This is a genomic window from Rhizobium sp. SAFR-030 (assembly GCF_059415005.1).
Genome location: NZ_JBPFDO010000004.1, coordinates 240,316 through 262,534, shown reverse-complemented (window position 1 = coordinate 262,534; position 22,219 = coordinate 240,316). Strand labels below are relative to the sequence as shown.

The 22,219-nt window shown below is 63.8% G+C and carries 16 protein-coding genes and 1 tRNA gene; 5 read left to right on the top strand and 12 right to left on the bottom strand.

Features of this window, described 5'->3' with window-relative positions; all coding sequences use genetic code 11:
• Positions 1-11: 11 nt before the first annotated feature.
• The 6 genes from glgB to ACR65N_RS14165 form a co-directional block, all read right to left on the bottom strand.
• Positions 12-2,225 carry a 1,4-alpha-glucan branching protein GlgB gene (gene glgB / locus ACR65N_RS14190; RefSeq protein WP_430304566.1) on the bottom strand — a complete coding sequence of 738 codons (2,214 nt, stop codon included), beginning with the start codon at positions 2,223-2,225 and terminating at the stop codon, positions 12-14.
• Complete coding sequence (locus tag ACR65N_RS14185; protein ID WP_440457533.1) at positions 2,225-4,687, bottom strand: glycogen/starch/alpha-glucan phosphorylase; 2,463 nt, start codon at positions 4,685-4,687, stop codon at positions 2,225-2,227. Before ACR65N_RS14185 ends, glgB begins: the two co-directional genes overlap by 1 nt.
• A gap of 233 nt (positions 4,688-4,920) precedes the next feature.
• On the bottom strand, positions 4,921-6,225 hold the full coding sequence (locus ACR65N_RS14180; protein ID WP_440457532.1) for a vWA domain-containing protein: 1,305 nt from the start codon (positions 6,223-6,225) through the stop codon (positions 4,921-4,923).
• Between the two features lie 113 nt (positions 6,226-6,338).
• A complete protein-coding gene (locus ACR65N_RS14175; RefSeq protein ID WP_440457531.1) occupies positions 6,339-7,220 on the bottom strand; it encodes a transglutaminase family protein in 882 nt (293 codons plus the stop codon).
• Positions 7,221-7,223: 3 nt separating this feature from the next.
• A complete protein-coding gene (locus ACR65N_RS14170; RefSeq protein WP_440457767.1) occupies positions 7,224-9,623 on the bottom strand; it encodes a circularly permuted type 2 ATP-grasp protein in 2,400 nt (799 codons plus the stop codon).
• A 16-nt stretch (positions 9,624-9,639) separates the two neighbouring features.
• Positions 9,640-12,963, bottom strand: a complete 3,324-nt coding sequence (locus tag ACR65N_RS14165) for a transglutaminase family protein (RefSeq protein WP_440457530.1) — start codon at positions 12,961-12,963, stop codon at positions 9,640-9,642.
• Between the two features lie 61 nt (positions 12,964-13,024).
• Here ACR65N_RS14165 and ACR65N_RS14160 point away from each other — a divergent pair, with 61 nt between their 5' ends.
• Positions 13,025-13,339, top strand: coding sequence for a hypothetical protein (locus ACR65N_RS14160; protein WP_440457529.1), 315 nt, complete (start codon positions 13,025-13,027; stop codon positions 13,337-13,339).
• 4 nt (positions 13,340-13,343) lie between these two features.
• Here ACR65N_RS14160 and ACR65N_RS14155 read toward each other — a convergent pair whose 3' ends face one another.
• A complete protein-coding gene (locus ACR65N_RS14155) occupies positions 13,344-13,541 on the bottom strand; it encodes a DUF2735 domain-containing protein (protein WP_440457528.1) in 198 nt (65 codons plus the stop codon).
• A gap of 424 nt (positions 13,542-13,965) precedes the next feature.
• On the opposite strand from ACR65N_RS14155, the gene ACR65N_RS14150 reads away from it, so the two are divergent.
• Positions 13,966-15,006 carry a glutamine synthetase beta-grasp domain-containing protein gene (locus ACR65N_RS14150; RefSeq protein WP_430304558.1) on the top strand — a complete coding sequence of 347 codons (1,041 nt, stop codon included), beginning with the start codon at positions 13,966-13,968 and terminating at the stop codon, positions 15,004-15,006.
• 124 nt (positions 15,007-15,130) lie between these two features.
• Here ACR65N_RS14150 and ACR65N_RS14145 read toward each other — a convergent pair whose 3' ends face one another.
• Entirely contained in the window at positions 15,131-16,936 is a 1,806-nt protein-coding gene (locus ACR65N_RS14145; RefSeq protein WP_440457527.1) for a chloride channel protein, read from the bottom strand.
• 309 nt (positions 16,937-17,245) lie between these two features.
• Between ACR65N_RS14145 and ACR65N_RS14140 the strand changes: the two genes are divergently transcribed.
• Positions 17,246-17,551: a GCG_CRPN prefix-to-repeats domain-containing protein gene (locus ACR65N_RS14140; RefSeq protein ID WP_430304556.1), complete on the top strand. Its 306-nt coding sequence runs from the start codon at positions 17,246-17,248 to the stop codon at positions 17,549-17,551.
• A gap of 71 nt (positions 17,552-17,622) precedes the next feature.
• Here ACR65N_RS14140 and ACR65N_RS14135 read toward each other — a convergent pair whose 3' ends face one another.
• The 3 genes from ACR65N_RS14135 to cpdR1 all read right to left on the bottom strand — a co-directional run bounded on the left by ACR65N_RS14135 (position 17,623) and on the right by cpdR1 (position 18,846).
• A complete protein-coding gene (locus ACR65N_RS14135) occupies positions 17,623-18,000 on the bottom strand; it encodes a PH domain-containing protein (RefSeq protein ID WP_440457526.1) in 378 nt (125 codons plus the stop codon).
• Between the two features lie 306 nt (positions 18,001-18,306).
• Positions 18,307-18,381, bottom strand: a tRNA-Val gene (locus ACR65N_RS14130).
• A 105-nt stretch (positions 18,382-18,486) separates the two neighbouring features.
• Entirely contained in the window at positions 18,487-18,846 is a 360-nt protein-coding gene (cpdR1, locus tag ACR65N_RS14125) for a response regulator CpdR1 (protein WP_430304554.1), read from the bottom strand.
• Positions 18,847-19,026: 180 nt separating this feature from the next.
• Here cpdR1 and ACR65N_RS14120 point away from each other — a divergent pair, with 180 nt between their 5' ends.
• Both ACR65N_RS14120 and hisN read left to right on the top strand, forming a co-directional pair.
• Positions 19,027-19,911: an N-formylglutamate amidohydrolase gene (locus ACR65N_RS14120; RefSeq protein WP_430304553.1), complete on the top strand. Its 885-nt coding sequence runs from the start codon at positions 19,027-19,029 to the stop codon at positions 19,909-19,911.
• A 280-nt stretch (positions 19,912-20,191) separates the two neighbouring features.
• Positions 20,192-20,962, top strand: a complete 771-nt coding sequence (gene hisN / locus ACR65N_RS14115; protein WP_430304552.1) for a histidinol-phosphatase — start codon at positions 20,192-20,194, stop codon at positions 20,960-20,962.
• Between the two features lie 19 nt (positions 20,963-20,981).
• On the opposite strand, the gene ACR65N_RS14110 is transcribed toward hisN, so the two are convergent.
• Positions 20,982-21,950 carry an alpha/beta fold hydrolase gene (locus ACR65N_RS14110; protein WP_440457525.1) on the bottom strand — a complete coding sequence of 323 codons (969 nt, stop codon included), beginning with the start codon at positions 21,948-21,950 and terminating at the stop codon, positions 20,982-20,984.
• Positions 21,951-22,219 lie beyond the last annotated feature (269 nt).

Sequence of the window (22,219 nt, the reverse complement as noted above, 5' to 3'; positions counted from 1 at the left end):
TGCGGTATGCATCAGTTTTCCGGTTCGAGCATGATCGTCGCGAGCGGCGGCAGTGTGACTTCGGCACTGATGGTGCCGCCGGCCGATACCGCCTGCACCTTCCCCCCATTGCCCTTGCCGCTGCCGCCGTAGATTTCTGCGTCGGTGTTGAGGATCTCGCGCCAGCGGCCGGCAACCGGCAGCGGCACGCGGTAGTTTTCCCGCAGCACCGGCGTGAAGTTGGTGATGACGGCCACCGGCTTTTCGCCCGGCGCCTTGCGCAGCCAGGCATAGACCGAGTTCTCCGAGTCGTCGGCCACCAGCCATTCGAAGCCGTCCGGCTCGCAGTCCCGGGCGTGCAGCGCCGGCTTCGAGCGATAGGAGAAGTTCAGGTCGCGCACCAGGCGGCGCACACCTTCGTGCGGATGATAGTGAAGGAGGTTCCAGTCGAGGCTTCTCGCCTCGCTCCATTCGCTCCACTGGGCAAATTCCTGGCCCATGAACAGCAGCTTCTTGCCGGGATAGCCCCACATGAAGGCGTAGTAGGCCCGCAGGTTGGCGAATTTCTGCCAGTCGTCGCCGGCCATCTTGGCGATCAGCGAGCCCTTGCCGTGCACGACCTCGTCATGGCTAAGCGGCAGCACGAAGTTCTCGGAATAGGCGTAGACGAGACCGAAGGTGAGCTCGTGGTGGTGATGCTTGCGGTGGACCGGCTCACGCTTCAGGTAGCTCAGCGTGTCGTGCATGAAGCCCATGTTCCACTTGAAGCCGAAGCCGAGGCCGCCTTCGTGGACCGGATGCGAGACCTTCGGCCACGAGGTGCTTTCCTCGGCAATGGTCATGACGCCCGGATGCGCGGAATAGCTCAGCGTGTTGAGCTTCTGCAGGAAGCGGACAGACTCGAGGTTTTCGCGGCCGCCGTACTCATTCGGCACCCATTCGCCGTGCTTGCGGGAATAATCAAGGTACAGCATCGACGCCACCGCATCGACGCGCAGACCGTCGAGGTGGAATTTCTCGGCCCAGTAGAGCGCGTTGTTGATCAGGTAGGACAGAACCTCGACGCGGCCGAAATTGTAGATCGCGGTGTTCCAGTCCGGATGGAAACCCTGGCGAGGGTCGGCATGCTCGTAGAGAGCGGTCCCGTCGAAATGCCGCAGGCCGTGCGCGTCGGTCGGGAAATGGGCCGGCACCCAGTCGAGGATGACCCCGACGCCGACCTTGTGACAGCCGTTGACGAAGCGGGCAAAGCCTTCCGGCTCGCCGAAGCGGGCGGTCGGCGCATAGAGGCCGGTTGTCTGGTAGCCCCAGGACGGATCATAGGGATGCTCGGTGACCGGCAGGAATTCGATATGGGTGAAGCCCATGTCGACGACATAGGGGATCAGCTCGACCGCCAGTTCGTCCCAGCTGAGAAAGGTGCCGTCACTGCGCTTGCGCCAAGAGCCGGCGTGCACCTCGTAAATCGAGATGGCCTGACGACGATGATCGGCCTTCTCCCAGAACGCCCGGTGTTCGGCATCTTCCCACTTCTGCACCAGTTCCGGTGCGGCGACCGACGCCGTCTGCGGACGCAGTTCGGCACGCCGTGCATAGGGATCGGCTTTCAGCGGCAGCGGTTCGCCGGTCTTGCCGATGATCTCGAACTTGTAGGTGGCGCCTGGCCGCACATCCGGGGCAAAGATTTCCCAGATGCCGGTGTCGGTGCGCAGCCGCATGACATGCCGGCGGCCGTCCCAGTTGTTGAAGTCGCCGACCACCGAAACCCGCGAGGCATTCGGAGCCCAAACGGCGAAGTGGAAACCTTCCACCCCCTCATGCTTCAGCGGATGCGCGCCCATCTTGTCGAACAGCCGCAGATGCGAGCCTTCGCGGACGAGGTAGTCGTCCATCGGGCCGAGAACCGGGCCGAAGCTGTAGGGATCGGTGAGCGCCCATTCGACATCGCCGCGACGCGCGCGGTAGCGCACCGCCCGCGGACCGCTGAGCGAGACGATGCCCTCGAAGAACCCGGCCTCATGACGCCGTGTCAGTTCGCCGATCTCGCTGCCATCGAGCGCCAACGCGGTCACCGCGTCGGCACCCGGGATGAAACAGCGAGCGATGACGCCGCCGCCGATCTTGTGCGTGCCGAGAACGGCGAAGGGATTGCCATGTGCACCACGGATGATCGCCTCGATCTCGGGAAGTGGCAGCTGGCCGCTGGTCTGGCCGTCCTTGCCGAGCTCCTTGGGCGCGTGGTTCATCAGGCTCTCCAGATCTCCGACGCGTATTGGCGGATCGTCCGGTCCGACGAGAACCAGCCCATCCGCGCCGTGTTGCGGATCGTCTTGCCGTACCAGGCGGACGGATCCGACCAGATCTGGTCGACGTCGCGCTGCGCCTTGGCATAGGCATCGAAATCGCCGGCAACGAGGAACCAGTCGTTGTTGTAGATGCCGTCGGTCAGGCCGGCAAAGCGCTGCCGGTCATCGGGGGAGAAGACGCCGGAGGCGATCGCCGACAGTGCCTGCGACAGCTCCGGGGAGGCTTCGATGACGGCGCGCGGATCGTAGGCGTCGGCGCGGGTCTGGGCGACTTCCTCGGCGGTCATACCGAAGATCACGATGTTCTCTTCGCCGACGTGGTCGCGCATCTCGACATTGGCGCCATCGAGGGTGCCAATGGTCAGCGCGCCGTTCAGCGCGAACTTCATGTTACCAGTGCCGGATGCTTCCATGCCGGCTGTCGAGATCTGCTCCGACAGGTCGGCGGCGGGCACCATGACTTCCGCCAGCGTGACGTTGTAGTTGGGAACGAAGACGATCTTCAGCAGGCCGCGCACCGCCGGATCGTTGTTGATGACGCGCGCCACGTCGTTCGCCAGTTTGATGATCAGCTTGGCGTTGTGGTAGCTCGGCGCCGCCTTGCCGGCGAAGAATTTCACCCGCGGCACCCAATCCAGCTCCGGATGCGAGCGGATCTGGTCGTAGAGGGCGACCGCCTCGACGATGTTGAGGAGCTGGCGCTTGTACTCGTGGATGCGCTTGATCTGGATGTCGAACATCGCCGACGGATCGAGACGGATGCCCATGCGGCTGCCGACGAGGTTGGCAAGCTGCACCTTGTTGGCGCGCTTCACGGCGGCGAATTTTTCCTGGAAGGATGCGTCGTCGGCGAAAGCGTCGAGCGCCTTCAGGGCTTCCGTGTCGTCTTCGAAACTCGGTCCGATCGCCTCGCGGATGAGATCGGTGAGACCCGGGTTGCACTGCATCAGCCAGCGGCGCGGCGTGATGCCGTTGGTCTTATTGTTGATGCGGGTCGGGTAGAGCGCGTGGAAATCGGCAAACACCGTTTCCTTCATCAGTTCGGTGTGCAGCGCGGAAACGCCGTTGATCGAGTGGGAGCCGACAAAGGCCAGGTTGCCCATGCGCACGCGCCGCTCGCCACCTTCGTCGATCAGCGAGATCGACCGGATCTGGGTCTCGTCGAACGTCTTTTCCTTGCGCGCCTCGAGCAGGATCTTGGTGTTGATCGCATAGACGATCTGCATGTGGCGCGGCAGTAGGCGCTCGAACAGCGGCACCGGCCAGCTTTCCAGCGCTTCCGGCAGCAGCGTGTGGTTGGTGTAGGAGAAGGTCTTGCGGGTGATCTCCCAGGACTCGTCGAAATCCATGCCATGGACGTCGACCAGCAGGCGCATCAGCTCGGCGATCGAGACGGCAGGATGCGTGTCGTTCAGCTGGATGGCGACCTTGTCGTGCAGGTTGATGAAATCCGGATACTGCTGCAGGTGGCGGCGCAGGATGTCCTGCAGCGAGGCGGAGGAGAAGAAGTACTCCTGGCGCAGGCGCAGTTCCTGGCCCGCCGGGTTGGCATCGGCCGGATAGAGAACGCGGGTCAGCGATTCCGCCTTGTTGCTTTCACGCAGCGCGCCGATGTGATCGCCGGCGTTGAAGGCGTCGAGCAGGATCGGGTCGATAGGCTGTGCCGACCAGAGCCGCAGCGTGTTGACGCGCTTGCCGCGCCAGCCGACGATCGGCGTATCATAGGCCATGGCAATGACGCGTTCGGCCGGCTTCCAGACGAAGCGCGGCGGCTCGTCATAGGCGCCGACGCTTTCCACCGAGCCGCCGTAGCCGATTTCGTAAGAGCTTTCACGGCGCTCGAATTCCCAGGGGTTACCGTGGGCAAGCCAGGTTTCCGGCAGTTCCACCTGCCACCCGTCGGCCATCTGCTGGCGGAACAGGCCGTGCACGTAGCGGATGCCGTAGCCGTAGGCCGGAATGTCGACGGTTGCCATGCTCTCCATGAAACAGGCAGCGAGACGGCCAAGACCACCGTTGCCGAGAGCCGCATCCGGTTCAAGGCCGGCGATCACGTCGATATCGACGCCGAGCGATGTCAGCGCGTCGCGGATTTCCGACAGCAGGCCGAGATTGCTGACGGCGTCGCGCATCAGGCGGCCGATCAGGAATTCGAGCGATAGGTAATAGACGCGCTTGTCACCGGTCTTGTAGACGCGGCGGGTGCTGTCCATCCATCGGTCGATAATGCGGTCACGCACCACCAGGATGGATGCCGTCAGCCAGTCGTGCGGCTTGGCGACCTTCGCGTCCTTGCCGATGCGATAGGTCAGGCGCTCGATGATCTCTTCCGCCATGATCTGCGGGTTTGAACTGCGGGGAGCGGGCTGGGGAATATCCACCGAAGACAGGCTGTTGTTCATCAGGTCGCCACTTTGCTTTTTGTCGTCAATCACCGCGGGGGCCGGTTCGGATAATCCGGCGCATGTCTGGCGACAGTTTATGCACCGTTGCGAGACACATGCAATCGCCCATCGCGATGTTCTTGACGCTTGGCTTCCAGCAGATGCTCTCGTTCGTCAAGTGGCTGTAGGAAAACGACAAAAGCGCCCGCCGATATCGGCAGGCGCTCGTCAGTCCGGGAATGCGACCGGTATCAGTTTGTCAGGCGGGTGGCGGTCTTGGCGGCTTTGCGGCCGATGTCGCCGAAAGCGGTGACCAGCGCTGCCATGTCGTTGGACTCGTAGTAGTTGTCGATGTTGGTGGCGCAGGCCTTGAGCAGGTCCTTGCCCTTGTCGGGCGCCATGAAGGCGACCGTGAAGATGGTGATGTTGTCCTTCTTCGCATTGGCGCAGGCAGTCCGGACCTTGTCGTCGATCCCACGGTTCCAGCTGCTGGAATTGCCGGTCATCTCGCCGTCGGTCATCAGCACCATGAAGCGAGCAAAGCTGGGATTACCCTTGGCCTTGTGCTGCGTGGCTTCGGTGGTGTTGGTCGAAATCAGATCGGCAAAGCCTACCGCCAGGGCGCCGCTCGCATCCGTGCCGCCGGTCGGGACGCTTGGAAGATCGCTGACGTACTTCGCGGCTGCCGTCGTGCCCCAGGCGGGCTTCTGTTCGTCCTGCGTCTCGTGCGTGTAGGAGACAGCGCCGATGCGGATCAGCTTCTTTGCCGCCTCTTCGCGCAGCGCCGTGCCCGTGGTGTCCGGGGCGGAGGCCTTCTGCAGCTCGCCGAACATCATCGTGGCTGCTGCCTTCAGAGCTTCGATCTTGATGACGTAATTCGGCACATCGCGCGTTTTCGTCACCGTCGTCGTGCAGCTGTAGGCTCGGCCCCGCCAGTCATAGCAGGTGGAGTTGACCTGTTCCTGATAGCTCTCTGTCTTCGTCGGCTTGACCGGGTTGACCGTCGTCGTGTCCCAAGCCATCGAACCGGAGCGGTCGAGGACCAGATACATCGACAGCGCGTTGCCTTCGCGGGCGCTGGCCGCGACGCTCGAAATCGTCACCGGAACGCTGTCCGGTCCGATCAGGCGGGTCAGCGGATTGAGCGGCACGCTGTGGGTCGTCGTCATCTTGACGTCGAAGGCCTTGCTCGAGCCGCCGGTGGCGGTCACCGTCGCCTCGACGGAGGTGTTCTTCAGGAGCTCCGCCTTGGCGAGGGCAATTTCCTGTTCCGTCACACCGCTCTGGCGCATCTGCGCAAGGTACTGGCCGAGCAGGTAATTCTCGACGACGGATTCCGCCTCGTTGGCGCTGATGTCGTCCTGGGACATCTTCGAAGCGGCAGCCAGCGTCGCAGCATCGGCGACCGATTGCAGGTTAGACTTCTCCTGCATCACGTTGGTCAGATCCACCGCCATGCCTCCAACGCCGATCGTGATCGGAAGAAGCAAGGCGGTCGTCATGGCGAAATTGCCACCACGATCCTTCAGCATTCGAGACAGTGAAACCCAGCTCATCGTCGGCCATCCAGAGTTCGCTTGATTGAACACGGTCAGGCATAGAGGAAGAGGTTGGGGAAACCGCTAACGGAAACGCTCGCATTTGAACGAAGCGCCCGAAAGCGGAGCGTTTATTGCCGGATCGGAACGACATCCACCGCCTGGACGGTCTTGTGGCTTCCGTAGCTCTTCAGGATACCGATCATCGGCGCCACCTCCGAATAGTCGCGGCCGTAGCCGACGACGATGTGGTCCGACCCTGCCGCGATATTGTTCGTCGGATCGAGCTCGACATAACCGGTGGCGGTGCCGCACCAGACGCGCACCCAGGCATGCATGGCATCTGCGCCTTCCAGCCGCTCCTTGCCGGGTGGCGGAATGGTGCGCAGGAAGCCGCTCACATAGCCGGCGGGGATGCCGAGGCTGCGGAGCGCGACAATCATGATGTGGGCGAAATCCTGGCAGACGCCGCGCTTCAGGCGGAAGGCCTCGCACGGCGTCGTATCGACCGTCGTCGCCTTCGCATCATAGGCAAATTCGCCGTGGATGCGGGCGCAGAGCGCGGTGGCGATCTCGCGCACCGTCTGGCCCGGCTTCACCGTGGCGCGGGCAAAGGCTGCGATCGCCGGCTCTTCCGGCAGCCGCGGGCTCGATCCCACCAGGTGATGAGGAGAGCCTGCATCGACCGAGCGGGTGTCGGAGAGTTCGTGTTCGAGCTTGGCCAGTTCCGGCGAGAGGTCGGCCGTCAGGGGAACTGCATCCACCTGAACGCGTGCCTGCATGCGGATGTCGAGCCGCTCGTGCGGCGAACGGAACAGGACTGAGGTCGCCTGCAGGCCGAAGAAATCGACGAAGGTCGTCCGCTCGTCCGGCGTCGGCGAGACGCTGATCGAGCCGGCGACCAGACGCTGGCGGTGGGAGATCGACAGCGGCATGATGCGCAGGATGTGGCGAGCGCCGGAGGCCGGTACCTCGTAGACATAGCCCATGTGCAGCGAAAGGTCGTAGAGCATCGGCTATCCAAAATAGGTCCGGGCAATGAGATCGGAGAGCCGCTCCATCTCGTCTTCCAGCTTGTCGTAGACGTCAGCCGTCATCGCCTCGGTGGTCATGACCGCCAGCCCGGAATGCAGGCGCATCGCCTCCCGGTCAAGCTCCGACATCTGGCCGGTCCCGTAGGGGTGCGGCAACTGCTCGACTTCGGTGCGGATCTCGTTCAGCTGGAAGAGGATCGAGCGCGGGTTGAGCGGGTCGAGCGCCAGGAGATCGGTCACCGTCAGGCGGGCGGTGTTGACGTTGTAGCGACGGCGGTGGGTCATGACGCTGTCGCCGATTTCCAGCAGCATGTCGAGAGAACCGTCGGGAGCGGCCGGTCCGGACATGTGCCCGAGAAGGCGGGTCATGTGCAGGCCGCGCTCCAGGTAGCGGCCGATCGACAGGAAGCGCCAGCCGGTGAAGCGATACATGTTTTCGTGCACCAGGCCGGCGAAGCCCGCGAGCTTGCGCAGGAGCACGGTCATCGCATGGGCGGCATCGTCGCCCGCCTGGACCGCATCGTGGAAACGTTTTGCGGTCTTGGCCAGGTCGTTCAGCGCCAGCCAGCCATCCAGCGAGAAGCGGTCGCGGATGTTGCTGGCCGAGTAGATGGCGCTGTCGATGTTGCGGATCAGCGGTTCCGGCAGAGCCTCCGACATGTCCATGTCGATGCCCTTCAGGTAGCGCGTCACGTCGGCGAGCAGCGGCGCGTCCGGGTCGGCCGATTCGGCATAGCGCATGTGCCAGGCGCGCAGGATGCGCAGCGCCCCTTCGGCGCGCTCGATATAGCGTCCGAGCCAGAACAGGTTATCCGCTGCACGGCTCGGCAGGCTGCCGGGCATGTTGCGGGTAAAGGTCTCCTCCGGCGTCAGCAGGCTTTGGCGCTCGACCGGCTTGTCGGAGACGATCCAGACGTCGGCGGCGGTGCCGCCCGACTGCATGGCAATTGCGGCGACGTCGTCGCCGTTGCCAATCCGGGCAAAGCCGCCCGGCATGATCTGCCAGCCGTTTTCGGTGCGGGCGGCAAAGACGCGCAGCGACATCGGCCGCGGGATGAGCCTGCCGCCGGCATAGGCCGGGGTTGTCGAGAGCGTTACGAGCTCCTGTCCGACGAGCCTTCCGCCTTCCGCTGCCAGCCAGTCCGAGACGGAGGGCTTGTCCGCTCCGCGCGGCGACGAGCCAAGCACCGAGCGGCCGTTATCCTCGAAGAATGGCAGCCGTGAATAGGCGGGGCCGATGACCATGCGCTCGATATTGTCGGCGACGTGCCGGCGTTCGTCCTTCTGCCCGCACCACCAGGTGGCGATCGATGGCAGTAGCAGTTCCTCGCCGAGCATCCGCCGCGAGATCGTCGGCATGAAGGCGAGCAGGGCGCGCGTTTCCAGAATGCCGGAGCCGAGCGCATTGACGATAGTGACCGATCCGGCACGCAGCGCCTGGACCATGCCGGGCGTGCCGATATGCGAGGTCTGGTTGAGCTCCAGCGGGTCGGAATAGGAGGCGTCGAGACGTCGCCAGAGCACGCCGATCGGCTTCAGGCCGGCAACGGTGCGCACCATCACCCGGTCATTAACGACCGCAAGGTCCTCGCCTTCGAGCAGCATGAAGCCGAGGTAGCGAGCAATGTAGGCGTGCTCGAAATAGGTCTCGTTCGCCGGGCCGGGTGTGAGGACGGCGATGCGGTCGTCCGGATAGCGTTTGTGCGCCTGCAGAGCATCGCGGAAGGCGCCGAAGAAGGAGGCGAGGCGGTGGACATGCGTCTCGCCGTAGATGTCGGAGAAGGCGCGTGTCGTTGCAACGCGATTTTCCAGCGCGAAACCGGCACCGGAGGGCGCCTGGGTGCGGTCGGCAAGAACCCACCAGTTGCCGTCCGGGCCGCGGCCGATCTCGAACGAGACGAAGTGAAGGTAGTGGCCGTGCGCCGGCTTGACGCCCACCAGCGGCCGCAGGAACTCCGGATTGGAGCCGACCAGCGCCGGCGGTAGGATGCCTTCGCGCACCAGCATGCTGTCGCCGTAGATGTCCGCGACGATTTTCTCCAGCAGCTCGGCGCGCTGGACGAGACCGGCCGACACCTTCTCCCACTCGCGGCCATCGATGAGGACGGGTACGTGCGAAATCGGCCAGCTGCGTTCGCCGCTCTCTTGCGAACCGTAAGCCCTGTAAAAAACACCGGCATCGCGCAGGTAGCGGTCGGCACGGGCGAAGCGTTCGTGAAGCTCGGCTTCCGACATTCGCCCGAGCGCGCCAATCAGGTTCTGCCACACCGGCCGGATCTGGCCGTGGACGTCCAGCATCTCGTCGGGGACGCCGGGAAGCGGGCGATAGCCGAGGATCGGGTCTTCGGTAATTGCCCCGGTGCTTTTCTTGATTTCGCTCACCGGGGCACGTGCCACGTCAGACTCCTATCGGCCGACGCAGGTCGAGAGTCAGCGGAAACTCCGGCGATTCTTTTTCCGACATCAATTCATACCGGCCGGTCGTATGCCCCCAAGGCTCGAAGCGCGCAAGCCTGCGGGCCTCCGCCTCGTTGCCATTTACCGGGAAAGCCTCGTAGTTGCGGCCGCCGGGGTGCGCCACGTGGTAGATGCAGCCGCCGATCGAGCGTTGCGACCAGGTGTCGTAGATGTCGAAGGTCAGCGGCGAATTGACCGGCAGCACCGGATGCAGGCCGGCCGACGGCTGCCATGCCTTGAACCGGACGCCGGCGACCGAAACGCCGGAGGCGCCAGTGGGTTTCAGCGGTACGGCGCGGCCGTTGCAGGCCACCGTGTAGCGGGAGGGATTGCTGGTTTCGAGGCGAACCTGCAGCCGCTCGACGGAGGAATCGACGTAACGCACAGTGCCGCCGATCGCCCCCTGTTCGCCCATCACGTGCCATGGCTCCAGCGCCTGGCGCAGTTCCAGCTTCGTCCCCTCGTATTCGACTTCGCCGAAGAACGGGAAGCGGAATTCCAGCTGCGCTTCGAACCATTCCGGGCGCAGTTCGAAACCATGGTCTTTGAGATCGGCCAGCACGTCGAGGAAATCCGCCCAGACATAGTGCGGCAGCATGAAGCGGTCGGCCAGCGCCGTTCCCCAGCGGACGAAGGAGCCTTGCGCCGGGTTCTTCCAGAAGCGGGCGATGAGGGCCCGCACGAGCAGTTGCTGGGCAAGCGACATGCGCGCATTGGGCGGCATCTCGAAGCCGCGGAATTCGACGAGCCCAAGGCGACCGGTCGGACCATCCGGCGAAAACAGCTTGTCGATGCAGATTTCCGAGCGATGGGTGTTGCCGGTGACATCGGTCAGCAGGTTGCGGAACAGGCGGTCCACGAGCCAGGGCAGGGGCGCAGCGCCGCCCGGGGGCGGAACCTGGGCCAGCGCGATCTCCAGCTCGTACAGGCTGTCATGGCGAGCCTCGTCGATGCGCGGCGCCTGACTGGTCGGGCCGATGAACAGTCCGGAGAACAGATAGGAGAGCGACGGATGGCGCTGCCAATGCAGCACCAGGCTTTTCAGCAGGTCGGGGCGCCGCAGGAACGGACTGTCATTGGGATTGGCGCCGCCGACCACCACATGGTTGCCGCCGCCGGTTCCGGTATGACGCCCGTCGATCATGAACTTGTCGGCGCCGAGCCGCGCCTGGCGGGCTTCTTCGTAGACGGCGGTGGTGATGTCGACGCAGTCCTTCCAGTTCGAGGCGGGGTGGATGTTGACCTCGATGACACCGGGATCGGGAGCGACACGGATGACGTTGATGCGCTCGTCGTGCGGCGGGGCATACCCCTCGATATGCACGGCGAGCTTCAGCTTGGCCGCGGCATTTTCGGCGGCGGCGACCAGTTCGAGGTAATCCTCGATCTTTTCGACCGGCGGCATGAAGACGCACAGCCGGCCGTCGCGCGGCTCGACGGAGACTGCCGTGCGCACCGCGCCGCCGATCTCGCCCAAGACCTGCTCGACACGTCCGAGGTTTTCCGCGTCCCCGGCCTTGAAGGAGGATTCAAGCATCGCCCGGCCGGCCGGCACGATGGCATCCGGCAGCGGCGCGCGGGGAATTGAAGGGTCCGCCTCGTGAATATAGGGGAACTGCGAGGGCGGCACGTAGGGAAGCTTGCCCAGCGGCAGCCGATAGCCGACGGGGCTGTCGCCCGGCACCAGAAAGACGCGGCCGCGTCTCGTCCGCCAGCGTTCGCTGACCCAGCGCGGGCCGTCGGCGCGGGCGTTCCACGCCTGGACCGGCAGCACATAGCCGCTCGGTCGCGTCAGACCGCGCTCGAACACGCGGGCGATGCGGCTGCGCTCCTCGGCGTCCGTAAGCTTCGAATTGGACGGGTCGACATTGTCCGGCAGGTTGGCCTCACGCAGGATCCATTCGCCGGGATCCTCGAAGGCCGGCACCACCATGTCGGGAGCCACGCCGAGCTCGCCTGCCATCTCCTGCAGCAGACGGGCGGAATCCTCGTCGCGCACGCCGTAGTCGCGGCCTTCCTCGGCAACCAGATCCGGATTGCTCCAGATCGGCTTGCCGTCACGGCGCCAGAACAGCGAGAAGGTCCAACGCGGCAGGCTTTCGCCGGGGTACCATTTGCCCTGGCCGTAATGGAGGAAGCCGCCGGGCGCGAAGCGCTCCCGCAGGCGACGGATCAGCACGTCGGCACGATCACGCTTGGTCGGGCCGACCGCGTCGGTATTCCATTCCTCGGATTCGAAATCGTCGATCGACACGAAGGTCGGCTCGCCGCCCATCGTCAGCCGGACGTCCTCTGCCTTCAGCACCTCGTCGACTCGCTCGCCCAAATCATTGAGGGCGTGCCAGCTGTCGTCGGAAAACGGCTTGGTAATACGCGGATGCTCGGCAACGCGCGACACGGTCATGGCGAAGTCGAAGCTGGTTTCGGCCTGCCCGTAATAACCGCCGGAGATGGGCGCGGCATTGCGGTAGTGGGGCGTGGCGGCCAGCGGAATATGGCTCTCGCCCGTCAGCAGGCCGGAGGTCGGATCAAAGCCGATCCAGCCGGCGCCCGGCAGATAGACCTCGGCCCAGGCATGCAGGTCGGTAAAGTCGTGCTCGGTGCCGGAGGGGCCATCGAGCGCCTTCAGGTCGGGGGTCAGCTGGATCAGGTAGCCGGAGACGAAGCGGGCGGCGAGGCCGAGGTGGCGCAGGATCTGGACGAGCAGCCAGCTTGTGTCGCGACAGGATCCCCTGCCGGTCTCGAGCGTCTGCTCCGGCGTCTGAACACCCGGCTCCATGCGGATCACATAGCCGATCTCGCTCTGCAGGCGGGCGTTGATGGCGACGATCATATCGACGGTATGCTGGCCGGGACTGCGGTCGAGCGTCGCCAGGAACGCGTCGAGCAGTGGCCCCGTCGGCTCCGGCTTGCGGTAGATGGAGAGATCCTCGACCAGCGCCTCCGGGTAATCGAAGGGCCAGCTCGTCGCCTCCTCTTCGACGAAGAAGTCGAAGGGATTGTAGACCGACATGTCGGCGATCAGGTCGACCTCGATCTTCAGCTCCGTCGCCGGCTCCGGAAAGATGAAGCGGGCGAGGTAGTTGCCGTAGGGGTCCTGCTGCAGATTGACGAAGTGATTGGCCGGCGAGACTTTCAGCGAGTGGCTGAGGACGCGGGTTCTGGAATGGGCGGCCGGCTTGAGGCGGATGATCTGGGGCCCGAGACGGACCGGTCTGTCATATTTGTAATGCGTCAGATGGTAGATGCTGGCTTTGATCGACATGGAGCTCCTTGCCGGACCATATGCGTGTGCCCGAACGCCGCGAAGAAGCCAAGTGTGTGCAATGCAAGAGAACAATGCAAGCCGGATTACCCGCGAGGAGCGCGGCGCGGCACTCGCCTGCGGAAAGCAGAAGCCAAGATCAACGGTGAGTATGATCGCCGGATGCACCGGCCATCATCTGCGGCATTACAGATCGCGCCGGCGAACGGAGCAGATTGAGCTGACGGATGTGCCTTCGAATGAATCGGATTGCCACATTCCCGGGCGTTGGCAGCGCCTGTCAACCAAATCGATACCGGGCAAGCGCCTGCTCCTGCACACGAGACAGGCGACCGCACAACAATTGACCGCGTTCGCCTTTTATTTGGGCAAATGACGCATCAGTTCGCCTTGGGCGGCGTCGGCTCCACCAGGGCCTCCTGATGATACCAGCTTCCACCGAAAGCGAGATCGGCAAAGCGCGCCTTCTCTGCCTGAACGTCTTGCTCGAGGCGATCCGCACCGAGCGCCGCGGAGCGCATGGCGCGGGTCGGGAAGGGAATGATTTGCGCTGTCGGTCTTTCGGAAGCGGTATTCATCTGGGCTATCCTTGGTTCATTCTTCCAGTCCGCTGAGGCGTTTTTGCCTATTATATAATCACGATGCTTTCTTTTGCATCTTCTCAGTGGTTCATTTGTAACCAATATGCATATTTTGACATCATCTTGCAAGCGATTAGGCAGAGGATCGCGTGATCGATGAACGGGCGGCTGCACCCTGACTGATCCGGTCAACGAGGCTTGTCAGGAAGGGTTCCAAAGCGCTGCCGTGCGACCTCATCCGTCGGTGATGGGGGGTCGTCGCTGTCCGAGCTGCTTCTGCCGAGAGCAAGAGTAATACGGGCCGGGCGTCGTCTGGCACGCTATATGCATCTGTGGAAATAGTCCCCACGCTGGCGCCCATGAGGCGGCGTCTTCCGATTGGGATGTGCTACATCAGGCAGCATAGAAACGAGAGAGACCTATGACGAAATACAAGCTCGAGTACATCTGGCTCGACGGCTACAAGCCGGTGGCGAACCTTCGCGGCAAGACGCAGATCAAGGAATTCGACGAATTCCCGACGCTCGAACAGCTGCCGCTCTGGGGCTTCGACGGCTCCTCCACGATGCAGGCTGAAGGTCATAGCTCGGACTGCGTGCTGAAGCCTGTCGCCATCTACCCCGACCCGGCCCGTACCAACGGCGCCCTGGTCATGTGCGAAGTCATGATGCCGGACGGCGTCACGCCGCACGCCTCCAACAGCCGCGCGACGATCCTCGACGACGAAGGCGCCTGGTTCGGCTTCGAACAGGAATACTTCTTCTACGAGAACGGCCGTCCGCTCGGCTTCCCCGAGCAGGGCTATCCGGCTCCGCAGGGTCCGTACTACACGGGCGTCGGCTTCAAGAACGTCGGCTCGGTTGCCCGCGAGATCGTTGAAGAGCACCTCGACCTCTGCCTCGCCGCCGGCATCAACCACGAAGGCATCAACGCCGAAGTGGCCAAGGGCCAGTGGGAATTCCAGGTCTTCGGCAAGGGCTCCAAGAGCGCTGCCGACCAGATCTGGATCGCCCGCTACCTGCTGCTGCGCCTTTGCGAACAGTACGGCATCGATGTCGAATTCCACTGCAAGCCGCTCGGCGATACGGACTGGAACGGCTCGGGCATGCACTGCAACTTCTCGACCAAGTTCATGCGCGAGATCGGTGGCAAGGAATACTTCGAAGCGCTCATGGCTGCCTTCTCCAAGAACTGGCAGGAGCACATCGACGTTTACGGCCCGGACAACCATCTGCGCCTGACCGGCAAGCACGAGACGGCACCGTGGAACAAGTTCTCCTATGGCGTTGCCGACCGCGGCGCCTCGATCCGCGTTCCGCACTCCTTCGTCAACAACGGCTACAAGGGCTATCTCGAAGATCGCCGCCCGAACAGCCAGGGTTGCCCGTACCAGATCGCTTCCGTCGTCCTGAAGACGATCGCCGAAGTGCCGACGGCCGATTACGCGAAGAACGCTGCCTGATCCTGTCCGGCATCATCTGATTGACACAACTACAAACGGCACCGGAGCGATCCGGTGCCGTTTTCGTTTGTTCCATGGAGACTGTCATCGCCGGCCACCGGCGAGCCGGGTTCGTGCTGTGCAGTCAGGCCTGCAGCTCGCCGACCGCTTCGCGCCGCTGCCGGTCGAGCTCTTCGCTGTAGCGCCGCAGCGTATGGGCTTCGCTGAGCTGGCCGACGACCCGCCGATCGATGAGGTTGTTGATCACCGCCAGCGCTTCGGCGTGCGACTGGTCGAAGATCCCCGCCGCCTGCTTGGCGTTCATATTCGGCAGCAGGAAGTCGTTCTCGTGGCCGATGAAATCCGCCAGCTGAGTGCGCGGCTTGGTGGCCTCGACCTCATCCGCGTAGACGTCCGGAAGAGAGATGATCCCGGCATAGCGCTCGTCGTCGTCGAGCAGGATGACCCGCTTTGCCGACCCGAGCGGAAACGCTTCGCGGAATTCGTCCAGGGATGCGCCGAGCCGGGCGCATTTGACGTCGGCGCGCATCAGCTTGTCGACGGTGAGGGTGCGGATCCAGCCGACGTCGTGGGCGCTGCGGATGCTCTCGCCGCGCAGATGGAAGCGCCAGGTGGCAAACGAGTAGCCGAAGGTGGTGCGCACGACCACCGAGGAGGTGATGACGGCCGCCAGCACCAAGGCGGTGATCGGGAAGTCGGCGGTGATTTCCAGCGCCAGGAAGGTCATGGTCAGCGGCCCGCCGATGATGGCGACCGCAAGCGCGCTCATGCCGACCACCGCAAGCACGGTGGGCGTCAGCGAGCCGCTGGTGATGTAGTCGGCGGGGGCGGCGAAGATCATGCCGATCAGCGAGCCCATGAACAGCGAGGCGAAGAACAGCCCGCCGCGGAAGCCGGAACCGATCGAGACCGCCGAGGCCAGCGATTTCATCAGCAGGATGCCGAGGAGAAGATGCACCGGTGTTCCGCCGTCGAGGTTCAGGTGCAGCGCGCCGTGGCCGGCCGAGAGGACCTGCGGGGTGACCATGGCCAGAAGCCCGACGACGATGCCGCCGATCGCCGGCCGCACAAAGGCCGGGGTTGAGCTCTTGCGCGCCAGCTCCTCGACCAGCGCGACGCCTTGCATGATCAGGATGCCGGCGCCGGCGCAGATGGCGCCGAGCAGGATCGCCGGCAGGTAGTCGGCCGGCGTGATGATACCGATCTCGCCGACCTCGATCAGGAAGCTGTCGCCGGAAAGGGCGCGGGCGACGAAGGTGGCAATGATCGCCGAGATGACGACCGGCGCCAATGCCACCATGCTGTAGGTGCCGATGATCAGCTCAAACGCGTAGAAGGCGCCGGTCAGCGGCGCGTTGAAGGCCGCGGCAATGGCGCCCGCGGCCCCGCAGCCGACCAGAATTCGCATGTCTTCGCGGCGCAGCCGCAGCTTCGTGCCGAGCTTGGAGCCGATGCCGGCCGATAGCTGCGTGTAGCCGGCCTCCAGACCCACAGATGCGCCGAAGCCGTTGGAGATCAGGTTCTGGACGGCAACGATGACGCTGTCGGTCAACGAGATGCGGCCGCCGAACAGGGCATTGGCTTCGATCGGGTCGACGATCTGGCGCTTGCGCTTGCGCGACAGGATATAAAGGAAAAGCCCGAGCAGGATGCCGCCGCAGATCGGCGCCAGCAGCACCAGCAGCTTGTTGTCGATGGTCGACGAGCTCAGCCACTCCGACATGCCGATGCCGAAGATCATGCTGTGCATGCTGCGCGACACCCAGCTCATGCCGCTGACGGCGGCTCCGGCGGCAAGCCCGATGGCGATGCTCGAGAAGATCAGTCCGATCTCGCTGCCGCGGGCGAAGGCCTTTCTCTTGACGAGCTTCAGGCGGGCAACGAGGGCCTTGACGGGCGGAGCAGCGGAGACTGTCTCAATCAGACGCATTATCTTTCCGAACTTCTTTCACAGCCGGGCGCCGGCTCGAGTGCCTGGCCGACAAAGCCGCTTCGTCCGAGGCCGGTGCCGCTCGACGCGTCCGGCCTGACGGTGTCTCTGGAACCAGACTTCGGTGCGAAGCGCAAGGCAGACATGGGCCTCACCCCAAGGCTGTCAAGTCTGCCGCGCCGGTGCGGCAGATCCTGTCTTGCCTGCTCTTAGCGGATGGCGTCCGACACCATGATGAACGCCTGATTCAGCCAGCGTTCATTTGTCCGGGTGCAGCTTTCTCCTCGCCATCATCACGAGGGTTCCATCATGAAGGCCTTGATACTTGCAGCTGCTGTTGTTCTTGCCGGTGCCGCATCCGGCGTCGCACAGCCGATGCCGACCACACGTCCGGCGCCACAGTCGTCGTCAAACCATCTGGTTCAGCAGGTCGACTACGCCTGCGGCCCGGGCTGGCGTCTCAATCGCTGGGGAGACTGCGTTCCGCGCCGCGGACCGCCGCCGCGGCCCCGCTACTGGCGCGACGATGGTCCGCCGCGGCATTGGGGCCCGCCGCCGCGCCACTGGCGCGATCGTGGCCCGGACCGCCACTGGGGACCACCGCCCCGCTGGTAGTCTCGCGGATAGCATATCAAGCACGGCCGGATCCTTGTGGTCCGGCCGTCGCCGTTTCAAGAAGCCGCAGGCTAGCGGCTGATGCCGGTTGCCAGCGCCCGCTGGATGGAACGCACATCGCTGCCCTTGCCGAGCGTCCGCTCGATCGGCGCCGGACTGCCGGACACCCAGATCCGCAGCTCCGAATCAAGATCGAAGGTGCCGGCCGTCTCGACAGAGAAGCGGGTGATCGCGCGGTAGGGGATGGTGGTGTAGTCGACCTTGCTGCCGGTCATTCCCTGGATGTCGACGAGGATCAGCCGGAACTGGGTGAAGACGAAAAAGTCGCGCACGACGCGAAAGGCAAGCTGCGCCTCCTCACCATCGATCAGAACGCCGTCGAGGCGCTTGCGCAAATCGGCTGGATCGACGCGCGATCCATGCCCGAGAAGACTGTCGAACAACCCCATGGGTCCTCCTGCACGTGATGGAAGGGACGCGGCGTCGGATCTGCTGCCGCTCTGCAGGAGATAGGGCAGGGCGCGCGCAAGTCATCCTTTCCGTAACGATGGTCCGACCGGTGCTCGTCAGAAGACGTTGCTCGAACGTGGTCTGGAGGAATGGTGTTGTCGGGCACTGAGAGGCAGGGCCTGATTGCGCCTGACGCGCGCCCTTCGATCATTAGAGTTCTGCCAGTCAGGCCACTGCAGCGGCTTGCTCAAACCCCAGAAACGGAAAAATCCGCCGAAGCGGATTTTTCAACGTTTTGAAGAGGATGGTGGGCGTAACAGGGATTGAACCTGTGACCCCTACGATGTCAACGTAGTGCTCTCCCGCTGAGCTATACGCCCATCCGTGGCCGCGGTAAACCATACAAAAGGTCTGGCCGTCAACCGCTAATTTTCCGCGCCGACTGCTTTTTTTCAAGCCGCCGCGAGAAGCCCGGAAAACCGGGCTCAGGCGACCAGAAGCTTGTTCACCTCGTCGACCAGATCGCGCAGGTGGAAGGGCTTGGAGAGCACCTTGGCATCCTTCGGCGCCTTCGAATCGGAATTCAGAGCGACGGCTGCGAAGCCGGTGATGAACATCACCTTGAGGTCGGGATCGAGTTCCGTCGCACGACGCGCCAGTTCGATGCCGTCCATTTCGGGCATGACGATGTCGGTGAGCAGGAGGGAGAAGGGTTCCTCGCGCAGGCGGTCGTAGGCGCTTGCTCCGTTGTCGAAGGAGGTCACCTTGTAACCCGCCTTTTCCAGCGCCTTCACAAGGAAGCGGCGCATGTCGTTGTCATCTTCGGCGAGGAGGATTTTTTGCATCGTCAGGACCGTTTTTGGTTTTTCGTTGTTCCGGAGGCTCCGACACTAGCCTATCGGCAGTAAAAAACCAGTGAATGGCGGGTCGCGAGCATCCTTCTATGGGATGGAGATAGTATGGACTTCGCCGCATGCAACTGGCAACATATCGCTTTGATGAGTTCTGGACATGGTAAAGGCCGAATGGATTGGATGACGGGCGATTGCGATCCCTTCGAGGTGCGGGAGCCCGAAACGCAGACCATTCCCTTCGTCTTCAACTCTCCGCACAGCGGCCGTGACTATCCGGCAGGCTTCCTGGATGCTGCGCGTCTCGACGAGACGGCCATCCGCCGCTCCGAGGATCATTTCGTCGACGAACTGTTTGCCGACGCTCCGCTGTTCGGGGCGCCGATGCTGGTGGCGAACTTTCCGCGCGCCTACCTCGACGTCAACCGCGAGCCCTATGAACTCGACCCGCGGATGTTCGACGGGCCGCTGCCGTCGTTCGCCAATATCGGCTCGATGAGGGTGGCCGGCGGTCTCGGCACCATTCCACGGATCGTCGCCGAGAACATGGAGATCTATCGCCACCGACTGCCGGTCGGCGAGGCGCTGGCGCGCATCGACGCGCTCTACAAACCCTATCACGCCTGTCTCCGCCGGCTGATCGCCCGCACGCATGCCCGCTTCGGGCTGTCGATCCTCATCGATTGCCATTCTATGCCGGGCAACATTCGCCTGGCCGGCTCGGACATCCGGCCGGATTTCATCATAGGCGATCGCTACGGCACCAGCGCATCGGCAGAACTGTCACGCGTCGCGCTGCATATTCTAGAAGACATGGGCTTTCACGCGGTGCGCAACAAGCCTTATGCCGGCGGCTTCATCACCGAGCATTACGGTCGGCCGGTGCGCGGCCTGCATGCGCTGCAGATCGAGGTCAACCGGGCGCTCTATGTCGACGAGGCGACGCTCGAGAAAAAGCCGGAATTCGATCTGGTGGCTGCGGCACTGTCGACCTTCATGCGCCAGATGGTGGATTTCGCTGCCGGCTTCAGCATCGACGGCGCGCTTGCGGCCGAATAGAGGGCCACTTTCTCCACCAACAGTTCGAAGACATCTGGCCGCGGCAGGCGCCGGGCAAAAAAAACCGCGCCTTGAGGCGCGGCTTGAGTCTAGGGAGGAAACACCCAAGGAGGGTATTTACAGTCAAAGACTGTGATCTGACGGTAGGTGGCATTTGCTCAATTGTCAAGCAATTATTGGCGGTGATTATTCTGCAGGCAATGCCTCACGCGCTGCGGTCTCTTGTCGATCCGCCATGATCGTCTAGAAAGAGGCGTCCTCATCAGCTCCGGAACCCGCCATGCTTCCAGACCGCGCTTTCTTCGATAGCCTTGCCGACGCCGCCCGGCGCGAAACGCTGCCGCGTTTCCGATCCGGCACGTCCGTCAGCAACAAGCTCGCCTCGGGGTTCGACCCGGTCACCGAGGCGGATCAGGCAGCCGAAGCGGCCATCCGCGAGCTGGTCACCGCCTGGTATCCGGAACACGGCATGCTCGGCGAAGAGCACGAATCCTTCGGCCTCGACCGCGAGCATGTCTGGGTCATCGATCCGATCGACGGCACGCGCGCCTTCATCTCCGGCGTGCCGGTCTGGGGAACGCTCATCGGTTTCTATTCAGGCGGCCGCGCGCGGCTCGGCATGATGGACCAGCCATTCACCGGCGAACGCTATTTTGCCGACGGGGAACGCTCCTGGTATCGCGGGCCCGACGGCGAGCGGCAGATCCGGACGCGCGACTGCGGGTCGCTGTCGCAGGCGACGCTGTTCACCACGTCCCCGCACATCTTCAACGCCGCAGAGATTGAGCGCTATCGGTCGGTCGAGGCCAAGGTGCAGCTGTTCCGCTACGGCGTCGATTGCTACGCCTACGCGCTGCTGGCGGCCGGCCATGTCGACCTTGTGATCGAGAACAACCTCAAGCCCTATGACGTGGGGGCATTGATCCCGCTCATCGAGCAGGCTGGCGGCATCATCACCACCTGGGATGGCGGGCGGCCGGAAAACGGTGGAAACATCATCGCTGCCGGCTGCCGCAGCGTCTACGATGAGGCGCGCGCGCTGCTGGCGTGACCTGGAGAATAACCGGTCTTCAGGCTTCGGAGTCGGAAAAATCGGCCACCTGCTCGCTGCCGGGCATGAAGGCCTCGATCGCTGCCATCGCCTGTCGCCGGTAGATGTCGCGTTCGTGGAACACTTCATGGCGGGCGCCGGTGATGGTCACCAGCTGGGCGGCGCGAAAATTCCGCGACAGGGTTTCCTGCGCCGCATAGGGCACCACGCCGTCGCGCATAGGGGCGATCAGCAGGGTAGGCGTGGTGATGCGGGTCAGGTGCGCCTGTTGCGTCGCGCGACTTGCGGCAGCCAGCGTCTCATGCAGCCATCGCGCCGTCGGCGCACCAATCGTCAGCTCGGGATGCGCGGCGATGATTGCCGCATTGCGATTGAAGCGAGCGAGATCCGATGTCAGCGGATTGCCGGGAAAGGGACGGTTGCTCTGGTCCTTGCCCATCGACCGGCTGCCGAGCCCCAGTCGTGACAACGTCGCCGATAGCAGCCGCACCCAGCGCTCCGGCATCGCCTGATTGGTCAGCGCGATGAACGGCGCGGCAAGCGCCATGCGGTCGATCCGGTTCGCCAGCCGCGGCGCCGCCGACAGCGCGATCAAGGCGCCGGTGGAATGGGCGATCAGGAAGAACGGCAGACGGGCGTCCGGCAGGACGATCTTTTCGAGGAACAGGTCGAGATCGCGTTCGTAATCGGAGAACCGCCGGACATGGCCCTTGCGGGGCGCCTTCAGCAGTCGCGCCGAGCCGCCCTGGCCGCGCAGGTCGAAGGTCGCGACCCATAGCCCCATGGCGTTCAGCTCGCGGATCGTCTCGTAGTATTTCTCGAGGAACTCGTTGCGGCCCTGCAGCAGCACGACCGTGCCACGGGCCGGCGACATCTCCGAGCGGAAGATCGCGTAGCGCAGCCGGGCCCCGCGAACACCCTCGAAATAGCCGGCCGTATGGTTGGGCGGGGTCGGGTTGTCCGGCGTGGAGAAGAGGATGTCGTCCATGGCTGCACCGTTCTGCATCGATGTCTGGAGGGATAGGGGGTGCCCCGGTTGACGTCAAAGAAAAAAGCCGGCGCGGGAAAGGACACCCGACGCCGGCTGAAAAAATGACTGAAGCGAAGGGACGTGCCTTCAGTCGCCGGAGGCAGATACTTCCGGTTGCCGCAGTTCTAGTGCGGCGCCGATGAACGGCTGCGGAACCCCCCGTTCATGGGCCATTCAGCGGCATCCGCCGGCGCGCGAAAGCGGCCCCAATTTTTTCGCGGCGAAAG

What these genes read in the sequence shown, in the direction of transcription:
- glgB (WP_430304566.1), bottom strand. Translation starts at nt 2,225, where the DNA reads ATGAACCACGCGCCCAAGGAGCTCGGCAAGGACGGCCAGACCAGCGGC.
- ACR65N_RS14185 (WP_440457533.1), bottom strand. Translation starts at nt 4,687, where the DNA reads ATGAACAACAGCCTGTCTTCGGTGGATATTCCCCAGCCCGCTCCCCGC.
- ACR65N_RS14180 (WP_440457532.1), bottom strand. Translation starts at nt 6,225, where the DNA reads ATGAGCTGGGTTTCACTGTCTCGAATGCTGAAGGATCGTGGTGGCAAT.
- ACR65N_RS14175 (WP_440457531.1), bottom strand. Translation starts at nt 7,220, where the DNA reads ATGCTCTACGACCTTTCGCTGCACATGGGCTATGTCTACGAGGTACCG.
- ACR65N_RS14165 (WP_440457530.1), bottom strand. Translation starts at nt 12,963, where the DNA reads ATGTCGATCAAAGCCAGCATCTACCATCTGACGCATTACAAATATGAC.
- ACR65N_RS14160 (WP_440457529.1), top strand. Translation starts at nt 13,025, where the DNA reads ATGCAAGAGAACAATGCAAGCCGGATTACCCGCGAGGAGCGCGGCGCG.
- ACR65N_RS14155 (WP_440457528.1), bottom strand. Translation starts at nt 13,541, where the DNA reads ATGAATACCGCTTCCGAAAGACCGACAGCGCAAATCATTCCCTTCCCG.
- ACR65N_RS14150 (WP_430304558.1), top strand. Translation starts at nt 13,966, where the DNA reads ATGACGAAATACAAGCTCGAGTACATCTGGCTCGACGGCTACAAGCCG.
- ACR65N_RS14145 (WP_440457527.1), bottom strand. Translation starts at nt 16,936, where the DNA reads ATGCGTCTGATTGAGACAGTCTCCGCTGCTCCGCCCGTCAAGGCCCTC.
- ACR65N_RS14140 (WP_430304556.1), top strand. Translation starts at nt 17,246, where the DNA reads ATGAAGGCCTTGATACTTGCAGCTGCTGTTGTTCTTGCCGGTGCCGCA.
- ACR65N_RS14135 (WP_440457526.1), bottom strand. Translation starts at nt 18,000, where the DNA reads ATGGGGTTGTTCGACAGTCTTCTCGGGCATGGATCGCGCGTCGATCCA.
- cpdR1 (WP_430304554.1), bottom strand. Translation starts at nt 18,846, where the DNA reads ATGCAAAAAATCCTCCTCGCCGAAGATGACAACGACATGCGCCGCTTC.
- ACR65N_RS14120 (WP_430304553.1), top strand. Translation starts at nt 19,027, where the DNA reads ATGGATTGGATGACGGGCGATTGCGATCCCTTCGAGGTGCGGGAGCCC.
- hisN (WP_430304552.1), top strand. Translation starts at nt 20,192, where the DNA reads ATGCTTCCAGACCGCGCTTTCTTCGATAGCCTTGCCGACGCCGCCCGG.
- ACR65N_RS14110 (WP_440457525.1), bottom strand. Translation starts at nt 21,950, where the DNA reads ATGGACGACATCCTCTTCTCCACGCCGGACAACCCGACCCCGCCCAAC.